Source organism: Caulobacter ginsengisoli (assembly GCF_030814835.1).
Taxonomy (GTDB): domain Bacteria; phylum Pseudomonadota; class Alphaproteobacteria; order Caulobacterales; family Caulobacteraceae; genus Caulobacter; species Caulobacter ginsengisoli.
Genome location: NZ_JAUSVS010000003.1, coordinates 37,300 through 57,747, shown reverse-complemented (window position 1 = coordinate 57,747; position 20,448 = coordinate 37,300). Strand labels below are relative to the sequence as shown.

At 69.0% G+C, this 20,448-nt stretch carries 21 protein-coding genes; 13 read left to right on the top strand and 8 right to left on the bottom strand.

Annotation, left to right across the window (positions count from 1 at the left end; translation table 11 throughout):
- Positions 1-1,503: a flavin-containing monooxygenase gene (locus QO010_RS10070; protein WP_307348758.1), complete on the bottom strand. Its 1,503-nt coding sequence runs from the start codon at positions 1,501-1,503 to the stop codon at positions 1-3.
- Between the two features lie 105 nt (positions 1,504-1,608).
- On the bottom strand, positions 1,609-2,214 hold the full coding sequence (locus tag QO010_RS10065) for a TetR/AcrR family transcriptional regulator (RefSeq protein ID WP_307348756.1): 606 nt from the start codon (positions 2,212-2,214) through the stop codon (positions 1,609-1,611).
- Positions 2,215-2,298: 84 nt separating this feature from the next.
- Between QO010_RS10065 and QO010_RS10060 the strand changes: the two genes are divergently transcribed.
- The 4 genes from QO010_RS10060 (at position 2,299) to QO010_RS10045 (ending at position 5,554) form a co-directional block, all read left to right on the top strand.
- Positions 2,299-2,964 (top strand): 2-hydroxychromene-2-carboxylate isomerase, encoded by a 666-nt coding sequence (locus QO010_RS10060; protein WP_307348754.1) that lies wholly within the window; start codon positions 2,299-2,301, stop codon positions 2,962-2,964.
- A complete protein-coding gene (locus QO010_RS10055; protein ID WP_307348752.1) occupies positions 2,961-4,040 on the top strand; it encodes an MBL fold metallo-hydrolase in 1,080 nt (359 codons plus the stop codon). The genes QO010_RS10060 and QO010_RS10055 overlap by 4 nt, the downstream gene beginning before the upstream one ends.
- A 280-nt stretch (positions 4,041-4,320) precedes the next feature.
- Positions 4,321-4,773, top strand: a complete 453-nt coding sequence (locus QO010_RS10050; RefSeq protein ID WP_307348750.1) for a winged helix-turn-helix transcriptional regulator — start codon at positions 4,321-4,323, stop codon at positions 4,771-4,773.
- Between the two features lie 43 nt (positions 4,774-4,816).
- Positions 4,817-5,554 (top strand): class I SAM-dependent methyltransferase, encoded by a 738-nt coding sequence (locus tag QO010_RS10045; RefSeq protein WP_307348748.1) that lies wholly within the window; start codon positions 4,817-4,819, stop codon positions 5,552-5,554.
- Here QO010_RS10045 and QO010_RS10040 read toward each other — a convergent pair.
- Positions 5,551-7,401, bottom strand: a complete 1,851-nt coding sequence (locus tag QO010_RS10040; protein ID WP_307349300.1) for an acyltransferase family protein — start codon at positions 7,399-7,401, stop codon at positions 5,551-5,553. The genes QO010_RS10045 and QO010_RS10040 overlap by 4 nt on opposite strands.
- A 151-nt stretch (positions 7,402-7,552) precedes the next feature.
- Between QO010_RS10040 and QO010_RS10035 the strand changes: the two genes are divergently transcribed.
- From QO010_RS10035 to QO010_RS10025, 3 genes are all read left to right on the top strand, one after another.
- On the top strand, positions 7,553-8,446 hold the full coding sequence (locus tag QO010_RS10035; RefSeq protein ID WP_307348747.1) for a 2OG-Fe(II) oxygenase: 894 nt from the start codon (positions 7,553-7,555) through the stop codon (positions 8,444-8,446).
- A gap of 158 nt (positions 8,447-8,604) precedes the next feature.
- A complete protein-coding gene (locus tag QO010_RS10030; protein ID WP_307348745.1) occupies positions 8,605-9,186 on the top strand; it encodes an SH3 domain-containing protein in 582 nt (193 codons plus the stop codon).
- Positions 9,183-9,701 carry an energy transducer TonB gene (locus QO010_RS10025; RefSeq protein ID WP_307348744.1) on the top strand — a complete coding sequence of 173 codons (519 nt, stop codon included), beginning with the start codon at positions 9,183-9,185 and terminating at the stop codon, positions 9,699-9,701. Before QO010_RS10030 ends, QO010_RS10025 begins: the two co-directional genes overlap by 4 nt.
- Positions 9,702-9,713: 12 nt before the next feature.
- On the opposite strand, the gene QO010_RS10020 is transcribed toward QO010_RS10025, so the two are convergent.
- Entirely contained in the window at positions 9,714-10,718 is a 1,005-nt protein-coding gene (locus tag QO010_RS10020) for a LysR family transcriptional regulator (RefSeq protein ID WP_307348742.1), read from the bottom strand.
- A 248-nt stretch (positions 10,719-10,966) separates the two neighbouring features.
- On the opposite strand from QO010_RS10020, the gene QO010_RS10015 reads away from it, so the two are divergent.
- From QO010_RS10015 to QO010_RS10000, 4 genes are all read left to right on the top strand, one after another.
- On the top strand, positions 10,967-11,563 hold the full coding sequence (locus QO010_RS10015) for a hypothetical protein (protein WP_307348740.1): 597 nt from the start codon (positions 10,967-10,969) through the stop codon (positions 11,561-11,563).
- On the top strand, positions 11,560-12,165 hold the full coding sequence (locus QO010_RS10010) for a GNAT family N-acetyltransferase (protein WP_307348739.1): 606 nt from the start codon (positions 11,560-11,562) through the stop codon (positions 12,163-12,165). Before QO010_RS10015 ends, QO010_RS10010 begins: the two co-directional genes overlap by 4 nt.
- A 15-nt stretch (positions 12,166-12,180) precedes the next feature.
- Entirely contained in the window at positions 12,181-12,501 is a 321-nt protein-coding gene (locus QO010_RS10005) for a hypothetical protein (RefSeq protein ID WP_307348737.1), read from the top strand.
- 208 nt (positions 12,502-12,709) lie between these two features.
- Positions 12,710-13,111, top strand: a complete 402-nt coding sequence (locus QO010_RS10000) for a helix-turn-helix domain-containing protein (protein ID WP_307348735.1) — start codon at positions 12,710-12,712, stop codon at positions 13,109-13,111.
- Between the two features lie 81 nt (positions 13,112-13,192).
- Here the strand turns inward: QO010_RS10000 and QO010_RS09995 are convergent, their stop codons facing one another.
- Entirely contained in the window at positions 13,193-14,611 is a 1,419-nt protein-coding gene (locus QO010_RS09995; protein WP_370873738.1) for a protein adenylyltransferase SelO, read from the bottom strand.
- An 89-nt stretch (positions 14,612-14,700) separates the two neighbouring features.
- Between QO010_RS09995 and QO010_RS09990 the strand changes: the two genes are divergently transcribed.
- Both QO010_RS09990 and QO010_RS09985 read left to right on the top strand, forming a co-directional pair.
- Positions 14,701-15,396 carry a helix-turn-helix domain-containing protein gene (locus QO010_RS09990; RefSeq protein WP_307348734.1) on the top strand — a complete coding sequence of 232 codons (696 nt, stop codon included), beginning with the start codon at positions 14,701-14,703 and terminating at the stop codon, positions 15,394-15,396.
- 9 nt (positions 15,397-15,405) lie between these two features.
- Entirely contained in the window at positions 15,406-16,554 is a 1,149-nt protein-coding gene (locus QO010_RS09985; RefSeq protein ID WP_307348732.1) for a hypothetical protein, read from the top strand.
- On the opposite strand, the gene QO010_RS09980 is transcribed toward QO010_RS09985, so the two are convergent.
- The 3 genes from QO010_RS09980 to QO010_RS09970 all read right to left on the bottom strand — a co-directional run bounded on the left by QO010_RS09980 (position 16,535) and on the right by QO010_RS09970 (position 20,378).
- Positions 16,535-17,470 (bottom strand): alpha/beta hydrolase, encoded by a 936-nt coding sequence (locus QO010_RS09980; protein ID WP_307348731.1) that lies wholly within the window; start codon positions 17,468-17,470, stop codon positions 16,535-16,537. The two genes, QO010_RS09985 and QO010_RS09980, sit on opposite strands and share 20 nt — an antisense overlap.
- 11 nt (positions 17,471-17,481) lie before the next feature.
- Positions 17,482-19,326, bottom strand: coding sequence for an AMP-binding protein (locus QO010_RS09975; protein WP_307348729.1), 1,845 nt, complete (start codon positions 19,324-19,326; stop codon positions 17,482-17,484).
- A gap of 83 nt (positions 19,327-19,409) precedes the next feature.
- Complete coding sequence (locus QO010_RS09970) at positions 19,410-20,378, bottom strand: alpha/beta fold hydrolase (RefSeq protein ID WP_307348727.1); 969 nt, start codon at positions 20,376-20,378, stop codon at positions 19,410-19,412.
- Between the last annotated feature and the right edge of the window lie 70 nt (positions 20,379-20,448).

Sequence of the window (20,448 nt, the reverse complement as noted above, 5' to 3'; positions counted from 1 at the left end):
TCAGCCGTAGACGAATTCCGCGCCGTCCAGATCGATCAGCGGCAACTCGTCCTTTTCCTTCCAGTAGTCCTGGGTGTGCTGCCATTCGTGCCGGGCGCCGCGCTTGGGCAGCAATGGCATGCCGCGCATCAGGTAGCCCGGATTGAAGTTCTCCGGATCGATCCAGGATTGCAGCGCCATGCCGCGATCTTCGGGTGGAATCTCGACCACGACCTTCTTCTTGCCCCTGGCCTTCATGTGATTGAGCAGCCGGCAGACGAAGTCGCCGATGATGTCTGCCCGCAGCGTCCAGCTGGCGCGGAAATAGCCGAACACCCAGACCATGTTGGGGATGCCGGTGAACATCATGCCGCGATAGGTCACCGTGTCGGCGAAGGTCAGCGGCTTGCCGTCGATGGTGAACTCGATGTCGCCCAGGACATTCAGGTTGAAGCCGGTGGCGGTGACGATGATGTCGGCCTCCAGCTCCTGGCCGGATTTCAGCCTGAGGCCCTTCTCGGTGAAGCCGTCGATCTCGTCGGTGACCACCGAGGCCTTGCCCTTGACGACGCTCTGGAACAGGTCGCCGTCGGGTACGAAGGCGATCCGCTGGCGCCAGGGGCGGTAGCGCGGCACGAAGTGGGCCTGCACCGCCTCCTCGGGCAGGAAGGCGCGGACGCCGGCCAGCAGCTCCTCCTTGACCACCTCCGGCTCCTTGATCGAGCGCTGGGTGAAGAGGTCCTGGTCGAACAGGATCTTGCGGCGGACGATCTCGTGGATCCAGGCCTCGTCGACCTGGAGCTCGCGCAGCAGATCGGCCAGCTCGTTGGCGTTGCGGCCGGGGATGAAATAGGTCGGCGAACGCTGCAGCAGGGTGACGTGCTTGCAGTCGTCGGCGATGGCGGGCAGCAGGGTGGCCGCCGTGGCCCCCGAGCCAATGATGATCACCGACTTGCCCTTGTAGTCCAGGTCCTCCGGCCAGGTCTGCGGGTGGACGATCCGGCCCTGGTAGCGGTCCATGCCGGGCCAGTCGGGCGTGTAGCCCTGGGACTGGCGATAGTAGCCCTGGCACATCCACAGGAAGTTGGCCGTGAACGTCCGGACCTGGTTGTCGGAGAGGCGCTCGGCCTTGATGGTCCAGAGGTTGTCGGCGCTCGACCAGGTCGCCGAAACGATGCGGTGGCCGTAGCGGATATGCCTGGCCAGATCGTTCTCCTCGATCACCTCGTTCATGTAGGAGAGAATCTCTTCGGCCGTGGCGATGGGCGGGCCGACCCAGGGCTTGAAGCGGTAGCCGAAGGTGTAGAGGTCGCTGTCGGACCGTATGCCCGGATACTTGTGGGTCAGCCAAGTGCCGCCGAAGCTCTCGAGGGCTTCGAGAATGATGAAGCTGCGGTCCGGGCATTGCTGCTGCAGGTGATAGGCGCTGCCGACGCCGGAAATTCCGGCCCCGACGATCAGCACGTCGAAATGCTCCAAGGCCGCCGCCTTGGGTGAACGCTCCAATGTCTCGACCTGCGCCATCTCGCCTGCCCCATGTTGTTTTGCGGCAGGTTGGGAGGCGGACGCGGCGGGCGCTTTGATTCAGATCATTTAACTGAACGACGATCAGTTAGGCTGGAAAGCCGATCAGTAGCCGGCCACCAGGGCATCGGCCAGCCGGCGCATGACCGCCTCGGCCCCGGCCGGGTCCAGGTTCTGGTCGTAGCGCAGCCGCCGCCAGGATTCGAAGCTCAGGGCCAGGTCCAGGGCGTCGACCAGCATGGTGTCGGCCCGCACCGTCTCGGGCACGACGAACACCAGGATCTGCCGCAGCACCGTGACCAGCTGCGCATGCTCGACCTGCAGATAGGGCGACTGGTAGCGGTGGGCGTCGGCGGCCGACTTGATCGGCAGCATCTCCTCGAACAGCCGCGCGCGACGGCCGATCAGCGCGCCCAGCCGGAACCGCCAGTCCCCCTCGCCCAGCGGCTCGTGGAAGATCGGCGTCAGCCGCTCGATCATCACCGCGTGCATTTCGCGATAGAGGCCGTCCATGTCGCTGAACAGCCGGAACACCGTGCGCAGGCCGACCCCGGCCCGCGACGCCACGGCCTCGGCCGAGGGCCAGGTCTCGCCCTCGCGCACCAGGGCCATCATCGCGTCCACGATCCGCTGCCGGTTGACGTCGGCGCGCCGCCGCCGGCCATCGGTCTGGGCGGGCTCGGGCAGAACGGAGGCGAATTCGGTCGACATGGGGGTATCCTTGGGAATTGACCGCCCCCTGTCAATAATGACATTCTGACTGCCAATACCTTAAAGGCCTCGCCGGAACGCTCGATGACGCTCAGCTACGACCTCTACTGGTCCTTTCGTTCGCCCTATTCCTATCTGCTGACACCGCGGCTCGTGGCCCTGGAGGCCGAGTACGACATCACGTGCAATGTGCGGCCGGTGCTGCCGATCGCGGTGCGCAGCGCCGAGTTTTTCGACAATCAGGACCCGCTCTGGTTCAGCTATTTCGCGGTGGATTGCCACCGCGTGGCCAAATATCTCGACCTGCCCTTCCGCTGGCCCCGCCCCGACCCGGTCAGCCGCAACCCCGAAACCGGCCGCTACGCCGCGCCCGAAGACCAGCCCTATATCCACCGCCTGACCCGGCTGGGCGTGCTGGCGGCCGAGCAGGGCAAGGGCCTGGCCTTCCTGGATGAGATCAGCCGATTGATCTGGGGCGGCTCCACCGACGACTGGACGGCCGGCGACCATATAGCGCAGGCCACGGCCCGGGCCGGGCTGGATCTGGCGGCCCTCGACCCGGCCGCGACTCAGCAGGCCGAGCGGCTGGACGCCATCATCGCGACCAGCCAGGTCGACCAGCGCCAGGGCGGCCACTACGGCGTGCCCCTCATCGTTTTCAACGGCGAGCCCTTCTTCGGGCAGGATCGTTTCGACCTGTTCAAATGGCGTCTCGAGCAGAGCGGCCTCACGGCCCGGAGTTCCAAGTGATCAAACGCCTGCTCATCGGCCTCGCCGCTCTGATCGTTGTCGTGCTGGGTGTCGCCTTCGCCTTCCGGGGACCGATCGCCCTGCGCATCGTCGCGGCCATGGCCGAGCGCAACATGGCCGCCGACCTGAAAAAGGAACTGCCGGACGGCCTGAACGCCCTGGTCTGCGGCTCGGGCTCGCCGATGACCGACGGCGACCGCAACGGCCCCTGCCTGGCGGTGGTGGCCGGCGGCCGGGTGTTCATGGTCGATGTCGGCGAGAATTCCACCGAGACCCTGGCCCGGATGGGGCTGCGGCCCGGCGACGTCGACGGCGTGCTGCTGACCCACTTCCACTCCGACCATATCGACGGCCTGGGCGGCCTTTCCGTGCAGCGCTGGGTGGGCGGCTCGCGCCCCGAGCCCATCCCGCTCTATGGCGTCGAGGGCGTGCAGCGCATCGCGGCGGGCTTCAACGAGGCCTATGTCATCGACAACGGCTATCGCACCAAGCACCACGGCGTCGCCGTCGCGCCGCCGGCCGGGGCCGGCTATGCCGCCAAGGTCTTCGCCGCGCCCGTGGCGGGCGGCGAGGTCGTGGTCTACGACCAGGGCGGGCTGAAGATCACCGCCTTCAGGGTCGAGCACGAGCCGGCCAATCCGGCCGTGGGCTACCGCTTCGACTACAAGGGCCGCAGCCTGGTGGTCAGCGGCGACACCGCCCCCAGTCCCGAGGTTAGGCGGATGTCCAGGGGCGTCGACCTGCTGATCCACGAGGCCCTGGAGCCCAGGATGGTGCTGATGCTGCGCCAGGCGGCGTTGGACGCCCACCGGGACAATGTCGCCAAGATCATGAACGACATCCTGTCCTACCACACCCCGCCCGAGGAGGCCGCCCGTATCGCCCAGACGGCCGGCGCCCGCTCTCTGTTGCTGACTCACATCATCCCGCCCCTGCCGCTCAAGGCCATGGAGGGCCCGTTCCTGGGCGACAGCCGCCGGATCTTCAAAGGGCCGCTGTGGATCGCGCGGGACGGCGACATCATCAGCCTGCCGGCCGGGAGCAGGGATATCGTCCGGCGCAAGAGCCGTCTGTAGAACGGGCTCCCAAGCCCTACAGCCCCTCAACGCAATCTCGTCATGGCCGGCCGAAGTGCCGGCCATCCATAGACTCGGCGCGTCAAGGCGCTCTCGGACCGGACCGCCGCCAGCCGTCACTGCCGGTGTCTATGGGTCGCCGGGACAAGCCCGGCGATGACGGTTGAAGGTGGCTTGAAGTTCTCCTGGCCTCTCTGACTCCCCAGGCGACATAACGCCGCCTTGCCCCGTTTTGGGTTTACGATGAATTTGCCGCTGCTTTTCGGGGAGTGGCGCGCAGGTGGAAGACTTCGATCTCAACAAGGTGCGGCTCGTGCTGCGCGCGGCGGGCGACTACATGCTGCGCCAGGTCGAGCTGACCTCGCGGACCTTCGACAACGACCCGATGCTGGGGGTGGTCTACCTGGCCGTGCTGCAGGCCAATGTCCGCCCCATCGCCGACGATCCCCGGCTGTCGAAGACCTATGCCGGCGCCGAGCCGCCGCCGGACAGCGTCCGCGTGCCCGTCACCGCCCGCGCCATCGCCGAGTCGCTGAACATCCCGCGCGAGACGGTCCGCCGTTACATCAACCGGCTGGTCGACATGAACCTCTGCAACCGCGACGGCCGCAAGGGCGTGGTCGTCCCCCAGGCCGTGCTGACCAGCCCGGAGGGGATGCAGTTCGCCTGGAACACCTACGCCAACCTGCGCCGGCTGATGGCCCAGCTGCGCGAACTGGAAATCGAGCTCTAAGGCCTTCATTGCATCCGGCGCGGCGCTGCGGCAGGGTCGCGCCATGTCACTCGCCGCCGCCCTCAGCCGGTCGTCCCAGGCTTTCGACCGATTGCTGCCCGCGGACTGGCAGGTCGAGGGCTCGCGGGAATACCGCAACCACACCCTGCCCTCGTTCCTGAAACCCGGCCTGACCGTCTGGGACATCGGCAGCGGCCGCACCCCGATGATCAGCCCGCAGCGCAAGGCCGAGATCGGCATGACCGTGGTGGGCCTGGACATCGACCCGGAGGAGTTGAAGGCGGCCCCGCCCGGCGCCTATGACCGCTCCATCGTCGCCGATCTCACCAAATTCGAGGGCGACGGCTCGGCCGACCTGGTCGTCTCGCATTGCTGCCTGGAGCATGTGCCCGACAACCGCGCCTCGATGCGGGCCATCGCCTCGATGCTGAAACCGGGCGGCCGGGCGGTGATCTACCAGCCCAGCCGCAACGCCGCCTTCTCGCGCCTCAACATGATCCTGCCCGAGGCGATCAAGCTAAAGCTGCTCGGCGCCCTGCCGGACAAGGGCGGCAAGGGCGGCTTCAAGGCCTTCTACAACCACTGCACCCCCGCCCAGTTCAAGCGGCTGGCCAGGGAGCATGGGCTGGAGATCGAGCAGGAACGGGTGTTCTGGAACAGCGGCTATTTCCAGATCTTCCCGCCGCTGCATGTGCTGTGGCGCGGCGGCCAGGCCCTGTTCCGGCTGGTCGCCGGCGAGCAGGCGGCCGAGAGCTTCATGCTGGTGCTGAGAAAGCCCTAAGGCCCGACCAGTTTTGGGGCCGCAAGGGCGCCGACCAGGGCCGAGCCTTCGCCGGTCAGGTGGCCGCCATCGAACTGCAGCGGCACGCCATCTTTCGTGCGGGTCACGCAGGCCTTGGCGTCGCAGATCAGGTCGTTAAGTGACAGGTATTCGATCCCTCTCCGGGCGGCCATCGTCTTCATCCGCGCATCCAGCGCCAGGATCTCGGTCAGGCGATGGCGGGCGGGCAGGCCCGGATCGTTGTCCAGTTCCGACAGGACCAGGAGCCGGGGCAAAACCTTGTCGTAGCGGATCAACGGACCGATCACCGTCACATTCACGCCCTGGGCCTTGAGGTCCTCAGCGGTCTCGAACAGGGACTTGAGGTCCGCCTCGCCCCATCGCCCAGCCAGCCAGACCCCATCCAGCCGCCGGCCCGGAATCCAACGCCCGAACAGGCGGTTCATCATGACGGCGCAGCCCTTGTCGGACGAGGCTGACGGGAAGACCGGCCGGCAGCCGCCGTTGGTGGCCTGCAGCACGTTGGCGTCCGGCAGGGCCTTGGCCAGGCCGGACCACAGGGCCGCCGCGTGGCTGTCGCCGATCAGCAGATAGGTCGGCCGGCCGGGATCGCCGCTGAGGCAGCCGTCGTAATCGAAAGACTGCCGGGCCCGGGCGGTGACGAAACAGGTCCCCTCGCGATAGGCGGCGCGCTGGTCATAGCCGATCCACGACCCGGTCCAGGCCGCGTGAGCCGGCAGCCGGCCCGGCAGGCCCTGGGCCCAGGCGAGTCCCAACCCGACAAGCACCAGGCTCGCCGCGCCGACGCCGGCCATGATGAAGACCGTTCGCCGGCCAAAGACGCCGCGCTGACGGAACGGCCGCTCGACAAACCACCAGGACGCCCAGGCCAGGGCCAGCGACACCGTGACCAGGATCATCTTTTCAAGCTTGGGCGAGATGTCGTCGCCGAGCAGCAGCCCCGCGTTCTGGAAGACGATCACCGGCCAGTGCCAGAGATAGAGCGAGTAGGAGATCAGCCCCACCCAGACCAGCGGCCGGAAACTCATCACCCGCCTGACCCAGCTGTCCCCGCCCTGTCCCGCCCACAGCACCGCCGCCGTCCCCAGGCAGGGCGCCAGGGCGGCCAGGCCCGGGAAGGGCGTCTTCACCGTCAGGGTCAGCACGGCGTAGGCGATGGCCGCCAGCCCGCCGAACCCGGCCGCCTCCCGCAGCCAGCGGTTCGGCGAGGCCGGCGGGAAACCGAAGGCCAGCAGCGCCCCCAGGGCCAGCTCCCAGGCCCGGCTGGGCAGCAGGTAGTAGGCCGCCTCCGGTTGCCAGGTCAGGCTGAAGGCGCTCCAGGCCAGCGAGGCCAGGGCCAGCGCCCCGATGATCCAGCAGAGGACCCGGCGCGACGTCCCCCGCGCCAGCAGCAGCAGGCCCGGAAGCACCAGATAGAACTGCTCCTCCACCGCCAGCGACCAGGTGTGCAGCAGCGGCGCCTGCCTGGCGATCTCGTCGAAATAGTCGGTCTTGAGCCAGAACCAGACGTTCGAGGCTGACAGGGTCGCCGCCGCCAGCGACTGGCCGTAGGCGACCAGTTCGGCCGGCAGCAGCAGCCAGATGGCCGCCGCCGTCGCCGCCGCCATCATCACGAACAGGGCCGGCAGGATGCGGCGCACCCGCCGCTCGTAGAACGAGATCAGCGAGAACCGCCCCGCCTCGATCTCGTCCTGGACGATGCCGCTGATCAGGAAGCCGGAGATGACGAAAAACACGTCGACCCCGACGAAGCCGCCGGGGATCTGGCTGAAACCGGCGTGGTAGGCCACCACCGGCAGGACCGCCACAGCCCGCAGGCCGTCGATGTCGGCGCGATACTTCAGCCTGAACGCTCCCCGCTGAATTCCGACCCTTAGCCCTGGGGCGCTTCACCGGCAACCGGCTCACGCCCAGTCTCGATTGTCTGGCGCCGACGGGCCGTTTAAGAAAAACGAGGCCGATGTAGAGGGGCTTTAGATGAGCCGGGTTGCTTTCCAGACCGCGACCGTCCTGGACCGGGCCGACCCGGCTCAGGTCATCGACGACCCCTACCCCTACATCGTCGTGCGCGGCGCCCTGCCGGACGACTACTATCAGGCGCTGTCGGCCTCATTCCCGGGACTGGACGGGCTGGACCCGGGGCTGGCGCAGGCCAACAACAAGCGCCTCAACCTGATGTCCAGCTGGGGCCCCACGGAACTGCCCAGCGATCAGGCCCCGCCGATCTGGAAACAGTTCCTGGCCGACCACACCACCCCGGACTTCTCCCGCAAGGTCTTCGATCTCTTTCCCAAGGCCACGGTGGAAGGCGGCCATCCGGGTGAGCGCTGGATCCGCACCGAACTGCTGGGCGAGGGCCTGGCCCAGATGCTGCAGCTCAAGGGCCCGGTCGCCGACACCGACATCCTGGCCCGGGCCACCGTGGCGGTGAACACGCCGGTCACCGCGCCGGCCAGCGTGCGCGGCCCGCATGTCGACAACCGCTGGAAGGCCTATGTCGGCCTCTACTACGTCCGCCAGCCGGGTGACGACTCCGAGGGCGGCGACCTGACGATCTATCGCTGGAAGAAGGGGGCCAGGATCGATCCCTGGACCATGCGGGCCGATCCCAGCCAGGTGGAGGAGGTCGCCACCATCAAATACGCCCCCAACACCCTGGTCCTGATGCTCAACACCCATGACAGCCTGCACGGCGTCACGGTCCGCCAGCCCACCCCGCATGTCCGCCGCTTCGTGGTGGCGTCGGGCTGGTTCCCGGGTGTCGATGAGTCCCGGCTGCTGGGCCGCCGGCGCGGTGTCGTCGAGCGTCTGAAGGGCCTGATCCGGCCGCTGGTCGGCAAGACCAATCCCGAACCGGACTATCAGGACTGACGCCGACTGGACCTGGGCGGATTCCCCTCCGCGAACCGGTCGCATTGACAGTCCCGCCGCCCTTCCTCACCTTTCAGCGTTATTCAGAGAGCCAGTCGGGGGACGGGCGAGACATGAGCCGAATGGACACGCTGGTCGAGCCAGGATGGGAGCCAGCCGTGAGGCTGCCCCTGGCCGACGCCGCGCGTCTGGCGGGGGTCGAGCCCCAGGTCATCGCGCAACTGGTCCAGGACGGAAAGCTGGGGCGCGGCGAGGACAAGCGGCTGACCATCGACGTGGCCGAGCTGCGCCGGCTCTATCCCCAGCTGCCGTTCGTCCCGGGCGAGCCGCGGCCGCGGCCGCAGGCCATGCAGCGGCCGGCCAGCCGCAAGGTTCGACGCTCGGCCGCCGCGGTCGCGCCGCCGCGCCAGCGGGTCGCCGGCTGGCTGGCGCTGGGCATCGTCCTGGCCCTGGCGATCGCCGCCGCCCCCTTCCTGCGCCGCTATCTGGATCCGGACGTGGAATCCTTCACCCGCGCCCAGAGCTACCGGGTCCGGCTCGATCCGGACGTCACGCGCGTCACCCTGCGACGCGGTCCGGGCCCGGCCTGGGATCCCGTCGCCGTGCTGCCGCCCGGCGCGCCGGTCATTGCCTGGGGCCGCTCTCGCGATGACGAGCGGTGGCTGGCGGTGCGCACCCGCCGCGGGCAGGAGGGCTATCTGCCCGAGGCGCAGCTGCGCCCCGCGCCGGCCCCACGATGAACGACCCGGTCGAGTACGGCGAGGGACCGCGCTGGGGGCTGAGGATCGCGCTGGGGCTGGTGGCCTTCGGCCTGATCGGCGCCTGGGCCGTGGTCTGGCTGGCGTCCAGCGGCCGTCTCACCCTGCCCGAGGATCGTCCGCGCCCCCGCCCCGAGGCGCCGCCGATCGCCGTCGCCCCACCGCCCAGACCCAAGCCCTTCAAGTCCGCCGACGGCCAGGTCGTGACCAATCCTGACTGGTCCCGCCGGCCGACCGGCGACGATGTCGCCCGCTACTATCCGGAGCGGGCCCAGCGGCTGAACATCGGCGGGCGCGCCGTCATCGCCTGCACGGTCGCGCTGGACGGCAGGCTTGTGGACTGCAAGGTCGTCTCGGAGACGCCGCCCGACCAGGACTTCGGCCCGGCGGCGGTTCGGATGTCGAGCCAGTTCCGTATGTGGCCCAAGACGGTCGATGGCGAGCCGGTCGAAGGCGGAGAGGTCCGTATTCCGATCGTCTTCACACCGCCGGGCTAGAGCGTCAGGCCCCTAGCCGACATCCGCCAGACCGGCAGCCGCCGCTCCGGCGCCCAGGCCGAACTGGTCGGGATGGATGAAGTCGTCCCGGAACCACGGATTGACCGCCGGGTCGAAGACGCTCTCCAGCCACTGCTTGACCTGCCGGGCGCGGCCGGTGCGGGCCACCGCCCGGTGGTGGCGCAGCCACAGCTTGATGCCGGCCAGCGGCGGCAGGTCCAGCATCACCAGTTCCTGCTTGGAATAGACCGACATGTAGGTCGGCACGCAGCCGACCCCCGCACCCTGCTGCATGGCCACATACATGGCGGCGCTGGAGTTGGTCTCGAAGCGGTGGCGGATCAGCTCGTCCAGCGCCTTGGCCTGGCCGGGCCAGGCGGAGCGCTGGCGGCGGTGGCCGACATGGGTGATCAGCCGATGGTCGGCCAGCTCGGCCAGCGAGCGGGGCGCCCCGAATTCCTCGATGTAGCCGGGCGAGGCGAAGAAGGCGTAGTGGATGGTGGCGATGGGGGTCGAGACCACGTCGCCCGGCCCCTGCTCCTGGAAGTCGAGGCTGAAATCGGTATCGACCAGCAGCGGCGATTCCGGCCACAGGCCGCAGTCCAGCGACAGCTCGATGTCCGGATGCTGGCGGCGGAATTCCACCAGCTTGGGCATCAGCACATAGGCCGCCACCCCATCCGGCGCGGCCAGGCCGACCCGGCCGCCCTTCTGCCGGTCCATGTCGCGCAGGGCCCGCTCGGCCGCGCCCATCGTACGGGCCATGCTGGCGGTCTGCTCGACCAGCCAGGTCCCGGCGTCGGTCAGGACCACGCCGGTGGTCGAGCGGCGGATCAGCTGGGCCCCCAGCCGCCCCTCCAGGTCCTCGACCCGGCGGCTGACGGTGGACGGCAGCATGCCCAGCAGCCGGCCGGCGGCCGACAGGCTGCCCGTCTGACCGACCGCCAGGAACACCCGAACATCGTTCCAGTCGAGCCGGAAGCCCTTTTCCAGATTTACCTCAGTGGTTCCTGACATAGCCGCCTTGTCCCCTCGCAAGCCCCCTTGCAACGCGATGGTTATCCTAACGTTAAAGGTTGCATGTCGTCACCCCGACGCGGGGTCGCAGGCGAGTACTACAGCGAATACAACCGGGCCTACGGACATTACGTGGAATTACTGCCGGCTTTGCGGTCAAGAGCTGCACGTCGGCTTTGCCGACTTCCCTCAAGCGCGCCGCCGACAGACCTGCTGAGTATCGGTCGACCCGTCGAGGAGGTCCGACCATGGCTGGCAATGCGCCTATCGTTCTTGCGAATCCCAAGGGCCTCTACGCGGCCGCCGCGCCGTTCGAACTGGAACCACCGCGGGACCTTTCGGACTACGAGGCCATCGTCCGGCTGACCCGCGAGCTGATCGGCGGAACCACCGCCAGCCTGGAGGCCATGCAGGCCTGCCATGACCGCACCGGCCAGACCTTCCTGTGCCTGGGGCATGGCGAGGCCATGCGGGGCTACAGCGGCATGCTGCCGATGAGCCCCCGGGCCATGCCCCACCTGTGGATGGGGCAGTTCAACGCCCTTGACCCCGATCTGGACCTGCTGGCCCGGCCGGGCGAACGGGTCGGCGCCTGGTGGTTCTGGGGCATAGCCACGGTCGACCATGACGCCGCCCGCCAGATGATCCACGGGCTGCTGGCCACCCGGCCGTTCACCAACGGCCTGCCGACCTTCGCCCGCTCGGCCACGCCGGCCGGCCGGCGCATCGCCGCCGAGCGGATGAACTTCCATCCCATGCGCTATCCCGACGACGACCTGATGTGGGCGCCGCCGCGCCCGCTTGAAAGCAAGCCGGGCGAGACCGAACTGGATCACGCGGCGTGAACGCTCATGTGGATCCGCGTCCCGGCCGGTTGGCCGCCGGCCAGATCGTGGTCGAGGTGGCCCGGGGGCTGGACGATATCATGGCCGCCATCGCCCTGCGCGGGGCCATCTATGTCGGCGAGCAGGATTGCCCGCTCGAGGAGGAGTACGACGGCAACGACTTCTCGGCCTCGACCCATCTGATCGTGCGGGTCGACGGCGCGGCGGCCGGCACGCTGCGCATCCGCTGGTTCGCCGACTTCGCCAAGGTCGAGCGGGCCGCCGTCCTGCCCCGCTTCCGGGCCCACGCCCTGGGCGCCAGGCTGCTGCAATATGCCTGCGACCTGGCCGCCCGCCGGGGTTATCGGCGCATCCTGGGTCACGCCCAGGCGCGGCTGGTCGACTTCTGGGAGCGCAACGCCGGTCTCACCGCCCGGCCCGGCCGGCCCAGCTTCGTCTTCTCAGACCACGAATATGTCGAGGTCGAGCGCCGGCTGACTCCGCCGCCGGGCGCCCTGTCGATCGACGCCGACCCGCTGATGCTGCTTCGCCCCGACGGGGCCTGGGACCAGCCCGGCGTCCTGGACCAGTCCGTGGCGCGCGGCGCCACCAATCCCCACTAGACTCAAGGCGACCCCATGGCTTCCCGCAGAGACCCGCCCTCATCTGTCACCCCCTTCCCCCGCGCCACCCCGCCGGCCGCCGGCGGCCTGCCCGCGGTGGTCGAAACGGGCCCGGACATGGCCCATATCCACGAGCAGGTGACCCAGATCGCCGAGGGGCTGATCGAGAGCCTGGCCTTGATTCAGGCCATCGATCTGGGCGAGCTGCTCAGCGCCGCGCCCCCCGCCCCCGCCGACCGCAAACGTCATGAAACCGCCGTGGGGTTGTTGTCGATTCAGGACCGGCTGCTGCAAGAACTGCTGGTTCGATGCCAAAGGTTGCAAGCCCTCGAATAGTATCGACTCGCGTAACGGGATTACTCAAGACGGGTAATTCTCGTCTCGGCAGGTAAAGATTACCCTGCAACCGCGGCGTTAGGCCGCCTCTCGCCAGGCGCGCTCTCTCTTGCTATTTTCTAGCTCCTGAGCGCAGAATCGCACTTCAAAGTTGGACTTTCCCGGTGCATTACTGGACCTGCGGGGACAGCGAAGAAGGAGCTTGGAATTGGCGCGCATTGAAGACCAGATCGGTCCCGACCCTCTCGACATCGAAGTCGGCGCCCGGATTCGTCTGCGTCGCAAGACTCTGGGCATCAGCCAGCAGCAACTGGCCAAGCATCTCAACCTGACCTTCCAACAGGTCCAGAAGTACGAGAAGGGCGTCAATCGCATCTCGGCTTCGATGCTGATCCGCACCGCCGAGAAGCTGGAATGCTCGGCCGCCTTCCTGCTGGGTGAAGAAGACCAGGATCGCGCCGCCAAGTCGGTGGCCATCCGTCAGCTCGCCTCGCCCAAGGCCTTCGAACTGCTGGAAGCCTTTTCGGCCCTGCCCGATTCGCGCACCCGCGGCGCGGTGCTGGCCCTGACCCGGGCCCTGGCCGGCCAGGAAGCCGCCGTCGCGGCCTGATCCTCTCAGGTATTCGGCTTGAAGCCGCCGTCCCGCACCGGACGGCGGCTTTCGCTTGTACGCCCGTGTGCATGAGGGTGATCAGGTAGCGGAGATGCCCCAGGCCTGCCGCGCCGCCTCGATCCGCGCCAGCTTGGCGTTCAGCGGCCCCCAGTCATCGGCCTCGGCGATCGGCGCCCACAGCGCCTCGACCTCGTCGATCAGCATCTCTTCGGGCTCGTCGGCCTGGAACATCGGATGGGCCAGGCGCTCTGGCCGGTCCGGCTCGAATTCGGCCAGCCGCCGCCGGAACTCCGCAGCCGCCTCGCCGCCATAGGCCCCGGCGCGGGCCCCGGCCATCGCCCGCTCGCCGCCGCAGAACCAGTCGAAGAAGAACGGCTCCCAGCGCACGGCCTCGCCGCCTTCGGCCAGCGCCCGGAAGCCAGCGTTGACCAGGTCAACATCCTCGTCGGGCGAGCGCGGCTTCACCCCCAGCCGGGTCAGCATCGCGGTCTTCAGGCCCTCGCGATAGGCGGGTCCGAAGCCGTTGATCGCCTCGACCAGCCGCTCGCTCTCGCTGACCAGGGTCAGGCAGCCGGCCAGCTGCTGCAGATTCCAGAAGGCCGCCTCGGGCTGGCGGCCGAAGCTGTAGAGGCCGCTCTCGTCGAAATAGGCGGCGGTGAAGTTAGGGTCGTTGCGCGGCAGGAACCGCCAGGGGCCGTAGTCGAAGCTCTCGCCGGTGATCACCATGTTGTCGGTGTTCAGCACGCCATGCACGAAGCCCGCCGCCATCCAGCGGCCGGCCAGATTGGCGGTGCGCAGGACCGCCGCGCCGAGCAGGGCGCTGGCCCGGTCCGGGGCGTCGGCCAGGCCCGGGTAGTAGGTCTCAACCGCGTGGTCGACCAGCTTTTGGATGTTGTCGGCGCGGCCCAGGAAGGCGTGGCGCTGGAAGCTGCCGAAGCGGATGTGGCTGTGGCTGAGCCGGACCAGCACCGCCGAACGGGTCGGGCTGGGCTCATCGCCCCGGACCAGATCCTCGCCGGTCTCGATCAGCGAAAAGGCCCGGCTGGTCGGGACGCCCAGCGCCTCCAGCATGTTGGCGGCCAGGATCTCCCGCACCCCACCCTTGAGGGTCAGCCGGCCATCGCCACTTCGGGACCAGGGGGTCTGGCCCGAGCCCTTGGTGGCCAGGTCGAGTAGCCGATCCGAGCCTGCTTCCCGGAGCTGGGCGAACAGGAAGCCGCGGCCGTCGCCGAGGTCGGGGTTGTAGCTGCGGAACTGATGGCCGTGATAGCGCATGGCCAGCGGCCCAGGCTGATTGTCCGGCAAGGGCTGGAACCGGCCGAAATGGGCGGTCCACTCCGCTTCGGTCAGCTCGCCCAGCCCGACTGTCTCGGCGGACCGCTGGTTGCGCCAGCGGGTGATGGTCTGCGGGAAGTTGGCCGGCAGGACCGGATCGGCGAAATCCGGACCCATCGCCATGAAGCGCGGATCGGGGCGATAGCTGGGCGAGACGGGCATCTGTGCCAGATGCGGGCAGAGGGGCGGAGGCGCAACCCCTTACCCCGAATTCACTGGCCAGGTCGGCGCCTGGCCAACAGACTGCCGCCATGCCGACCCTGGCCGCCCCGGTCCCGCTCCGCCAGCGCCTCGCGCCCCACGAGACAGCGCCCCGGCATCGTCACGCCCAGCCCTATGCCGCGCTGGTCCTGGCCGGCGGCTATGCCGAGGCCGGCGACGGCGGGCGGCGCTGGACCGCGCCCGGCGATGTCATCCTGCACGGCGGCTTCGAGGCCCACGCCAACCGCATCGGCCCGCGCGGCGCCCAGGTGCTCAACCTGCCCCTGCCCGACGCCTGGGAGCCTCCCGCCGCCTTCATGCGCATCGCCGACCCGGACGCCATCGTCCGCCTGGCCGAGCGCGACCCCGAAACCGCCGTCGCCTGTCTGATCGAAGGCCTGATCCCCTGCCCCACCGGCCCCGCCGATTGGCCGGACCGGCTGGCCGATCTCCCTTCCGGGTCGCTCAGTGACTGGGCCCGGCGCGAGGGCCTGGCCGCCGCCACGGTCTCCCGCGGCTTTCGGCAGGTGTTCGGCGTCTCACCCAGCCGCTACCGGGCCGAAGCCCGGGCCCGGGCGGCCTGGCGTGGAGCGCTGACCCGCGACCTGCCGCTCGCCGACCTCGCCCAGGCCCTGGGCTTTGCCGACCAGGCCCACATGACCCGGGCGGTCACCGCCCTGACCGGCCGCCCGCCCGGCGTCTGGAGGTCAAACCGATTCAAGACGGCGGAGTCCCGCGCCGCCTAGCCTGGCGCCATGAACCGCCGCCAAATCCTCCTCGCCGCCGCCGCCACAGCCCTCGCGTCCCCGGCCCTCGCCGCCGACATCCGCACCCGATGGGACGTGCGCACCTCGGAAGGCTTCGACGCCCTCTGCTTCGTCGGTCCGCTCTCCGGCAAGCCCTTCTACGCCGACCACTACAAGGACGAGTTGGCCGCCTTCAAACCGCGGATGGCCCCGGCCGCCCTGGCGGCGCTGGCCGACCTGCAGGCCCAGGCCGACAAGAGCGGCGACCTGCTGGGCCCCAGCCTGACCACCATCTTCTCCGGCGGGCCGGACGCGACGCTGGACGACCTGATCGCCAGCCTCGACGCCGCCGAACGGGTGCTGGCCCCGCCGCTGCAATCGGGTCCCTATGCGAAGGAGCCGGCCGAATGGCAGGCCTTCCTGGCGAGCCGACCCAAGCTGCGGCAGGTGCTGACCGGCCTCAGGGACGCCGGCTTCCCCGCCTTCCGCAAACAGTATGTCGAACCCCGCGCCGCCGTTCGGCTCCCCGCCCTGACCGCCAAGCTGGCCGGGATGGACGTTATCGCCGAGCAGGAGCGGCTGCTGGGCCGGCGCTTCCCCGATCCGTCGCTGGAGGTGATCCTGCTGTATTTCTCCAAGCCGCACGGCATCAAGATCCAGGGCCAGCGCTTCCTGACCCACCTCGACTATCCGGACCTGATCGTCATCCGCAACGCCGCCCACGAGATGCTGCATCCGCCCTTCGACATGGAGGGGCCGCTGGCCAAGGCGCTGCTGGGGCGGCTGGGCCAGGACGATCTGCTGACCCGCATCGTCGCCGAGCATAACCCGGCCTTCGGTTACAACAGTCTTGAAGGCATCCTCAACGAGGACACGGTCCAGGCGCTCGAGGAAATCGTCGCCGGACGGCTTGGCGTTGGCGTCCCGCCGGCCAAACGCTGGCGCAAGGCGGATGACGGCATGCATGTGCTGGCCGCCGGCCTCTACGGCCTGCTCATGGCCGACGGCTACGACCGGACAGGTGGCAGTATCGAGACCTGGATGCGCCAGGCCCTCGACGCCGGCCGCCTCGATCCCGGCCCGCTGCACGCCTCGGCGGCCGGCGTGCTGGGCCTGCCGGCCGATAGGCTTTGGCCGTCTACGCCAGTCCAGCCTTGAGCGCCGCAGCGGCCCGGTCGATGGCCGGGATCACCGCCGGAGCGACCGAGGCCATGATGTAGAAGTCGTGCATCAGGGTCGGATGCTCGGCCAGCTCGGCCTTGATCCCGGCGGCGTTCAGCCGCCTGGCGTATTCGGCGCCCTCATCCTTCAGCGGGTCCCAGCCGGCCGTGGCGATATAGGCCGGCGGCGCGCCCGTCAGGTCCTCGACATGGACCGGCTCGGCCCGCTTGCCGTGCGGATGGCCGATGGCGGCGAAGTGGCTGGCGAACCAGTCCATGACCTCGGCGGTCAGCATGTAGCCGGTGGCCAGGTCTTTGCGGGACGCGGTGTCCTGCAGCATCGCCGTGGCCGGATAGGCCAGGAACTGGAAGGCCAGCTTGCGGCCGGGATCGCCGCGCATCTCCAGCGCCATGCAGGCCGCCAGGTTGCCGCCGGCCGAGCAGCCGCCGACCGCGATCTTCTTCGGGTCGAAGCCGATCTCGGCGGCGTGGTCGAAAGCCCATTTCGTCGAGGCCAGGGCGTCGTCATGAGCCGCCGGGAAGGGATGCTCGGGGGCCAGGCGGTAGTCGACCGCCAGGATGCGCACACCGGAAGCCGCCGCCAGCCGGCGCATGAAGTCGTCATGGGTCTCGAGGTCGCCGATGACGAAGCCGCCGCCATGGAAATAGACCAGGCCCGGCCCCGGCGCCGCCGCGCCCTTGGGCGTGTAGAGCCGCGCCTTGATCTTGCCGGCCCCGCCGTCGACCTGCAGGTCGCGGACGTCGAGGTCCTTAGGCGCGCCGGCATCCTGCCCGGCCCGCATGGCCACATAGTTGGCGCGGATCATCTCGGGCGGGATCATCGACAGCGGCGGCATCTCGATGGCCGCGGCGGCGTCGAGCATGGCGCGGAAGTTGGGGTCGAGTTCGGCCATGGCCGTGTCTCCTAGAGGACGATGACGCCGGGGGCCGGCGGGTTGGCGTAGAGGCCGTCGACCAGGGCCGCCCGGCGTTCCAGGGTGGCGCGCTGGTTGACATAGCCCTTGTCGGTGATCTCGCCGGCGTCGATGGACGGCGGCTCGGTCATGATCACCAGCCGGCCGATGCGGCGCGAACTGCCACCGGCCGTGGCGTTGAACGCCTTGAGTTTCTCGGTCAGCAGTTCGGTCAGCTTCTCCAGAGGATTGCCCTCCGCTGCCAGCGACTGCATCCCGGCCATCGACGGCCAGACCAGCGCGCCGATGAACGGCTTGTCCTGCCCGGCGATCACCGCATCCATCACATAGGGGCTGCAGGCGGCCACGACGTCCGGGCGCAGCACCCCGACGCTGACCCAGGTGCCGCTGTCTAGCTTGAAGTCCTCGGTCACCCGGCCGTCGAAGACCATGCCCTGGGCGGGATCGTTGTCGTCGATGAATTTGGCCGCGTCGCCCAGCTTGTAGAAGCCTTCCTCGTCGAAGGCGGCGGCGGTCTTTTCGGGGTCGCCGTGATAGCCGGTGGTGACGGTCGGGCCCTTGACCCGCACCTCATACTTGGTCCCGTTCGGCACCAGCTTAATGGTGATCCCCGGCAGCGGCAGTCCGACCAGCCCGACCCGCTCGGTCGCCCAGTGGGTCACGGTGATGCCCTGGGTCTCGGTCGCGCCATACATCGTCGTCAGCGGGATGCGGTGGCCGGTCTCGGCCACGGCCAGGGCCTGCAGGCGGTCGTTGACATCGTTCGACAGGGTGGCGCCGCCATAGCCCATATAGACCAGGTTCTTGAAGAAGGACGCCCGCAGCGCCGGGTCGCGTTCCATGGCCTCGGCCAGCATGCCGAAGGCCACCGGGGCCGAGCCGAACACCATCGGCGAGACCTCATAGAGGTTCTTGATGGTGGTCTCGAACATGCCGGGCAGCGGCTTGCCTTCGTCGAGATAGACCGTGCCCCCGCCCCACAGCACGCCGTTGAAGCCGATATTGCCGGCCGAGATATGGCTCCAGGGCATCCATTCCAGGCTCTGAGGCACGACGTCCGGATCGGCCGGCTCGGCGCGCAGGCCCTCCTGGCCGGCGATGACCCCGGCCATCATGCCGAAGGTCTGCGGCACCCCCTTGGGCATGCCGGTCGAGCCGGAGGTGAACAGGTATTTGGCGACGCTCTGGTGGCCCAGGGTCTCGCGGGCGGCGTCGACCGCTTCGGTTGGCCTGGTGGCGACGAGTTCGCCGAGCGTCAAGTTGCCGGCGGTCCCGTCGACGGTGACGAACTCCAGGTCCGGATCGACCGTCCGCAGGGTGGCGAAGGCGCGCTCGAACATCGCGCCCGACTGGGCGAACACGACCTTGGGCTTCACCACGCCGGCGCAGTGCCGAAGCTTGGCGTGGTCGGTGGAGATCAGCGAATAGGCCGGGCTGATCGGGGCGATCGGCACGCCGGCGGTGTAGCAGCCCAGGGTGACCAGGGCGTGCTCGATGGAGTTGGCCGACAGCACCATGACGCTGTCGTCCTTGGTCAGGCCGCGGTCCAGCAGCGCCTGGGCGATGCCCTCGGCGGCGGCCAGGGCCTCGCCATAGGTCACCGTCCGCCAGGGCCCATGGCCGGGCTCGCGCTGGCGCATCCAGGGGCGGTCGGGATGGGCCTCAGCCTTCTCCTTCAGCAGATGGGCGATGGAGCGGGGGCCGGCGCCAGGCGCATGGTTGGACCGCACCAGGATAGAGCCGTCGTCGCGCCGCTCGACAGTGACGTCGGGGCCTTTCATCGGCAGGGGCTTGAAGGCCGGCTTGGCCGGCGCCGCGCCCAGATCATCAGCCATGGCCGATCCTCCCGATAGGTTATCGTTGTTAGGCTGACGTTAGCGGAAGGGGTGTGGCGGCGGCAAGAATGACGCCGCGTCAGCTACAGCCCCTTCAGCCACGGGATCAGCAGGTCGGTCACCTCTTTGGGCCGCTCCTGCTGCGTCCAGTGCCCGCAACCCTCCAGCACCGTCGCCCCGCGCAGGCCCGGCAGGTGCGGGGCCATGATGTCCAGCGGGTTCACGCCCGGGATCATCTTCAGCACCAGGTCGCGGCTGCCGCCGATGAACAGGGACGGCTGCTCGATCTTGCGGCCCTGGAATTCCGACAGGAAGGCGAAGTCCTCGTCGTGGTTGCGGTAGCGGCTGAGCGGCCCGAAGAAGCCCGAACCCTCGAACTCGTGGACGAAGTAGTCGATGTCGGCCGGCGTCAGCCAGGCCGGGAACGGGTCCGGATCGGGCAGGCGGTGCAGCAGGGTCTCGCCATGCTTCTTGTCCGGCGGCCAGGTCCCGTCGGGGGCGTCGCCGCTGATGGCGTAGTAGAATTTGCGCAAGGCCCCCCGGACATCGGCCTCCATCTCGGCCTCGGCGACCCCGACGTCCTGGAAATAGGCCTGGTAGAAGAACCGGCCCTTGTCGACGAACATCGCGTTGAAGATCGCCTTGAACGAGGCCTGCGGCACGCCGGTATAGGGCACCGACAGCCCCGCCACCGCCCGGATCACGTCGGGCCGGGTGAGCGCGGTGTTGTAGACGATGGGCGCCCCCCAATCGTGGCCGATCAGCACCCCCGGCTGGCCGGGGCTGAGCGCCTCGACCACGCCCGCGACGTCGGCGGTGATATGCTCCAGGCCATAGTCAGTGACCTTGCCCGGCTTGTCCGAGCCGCCATAGCCGCGCACGTCGATGGCGCAGGCGGTGAAGCCCGCCTCGGCGATCGGCCCCATCTGGTGACGCCAGCTGTACCAGCTCTCCGGAAAGCCATGCACCATGACCACCAGCGGCCCGCTCCCGGCCACCGCCGCGCGCAGGCGGATGCCGTTGGTCTCGATCATGCGGAAGTCGGGGGTCATGCGTTTCCGTTTCCCAATCGCCCGGCTGCCCCGAGACTTTAGTTCATCCTGACGGCCCGGCTTGGTAGAC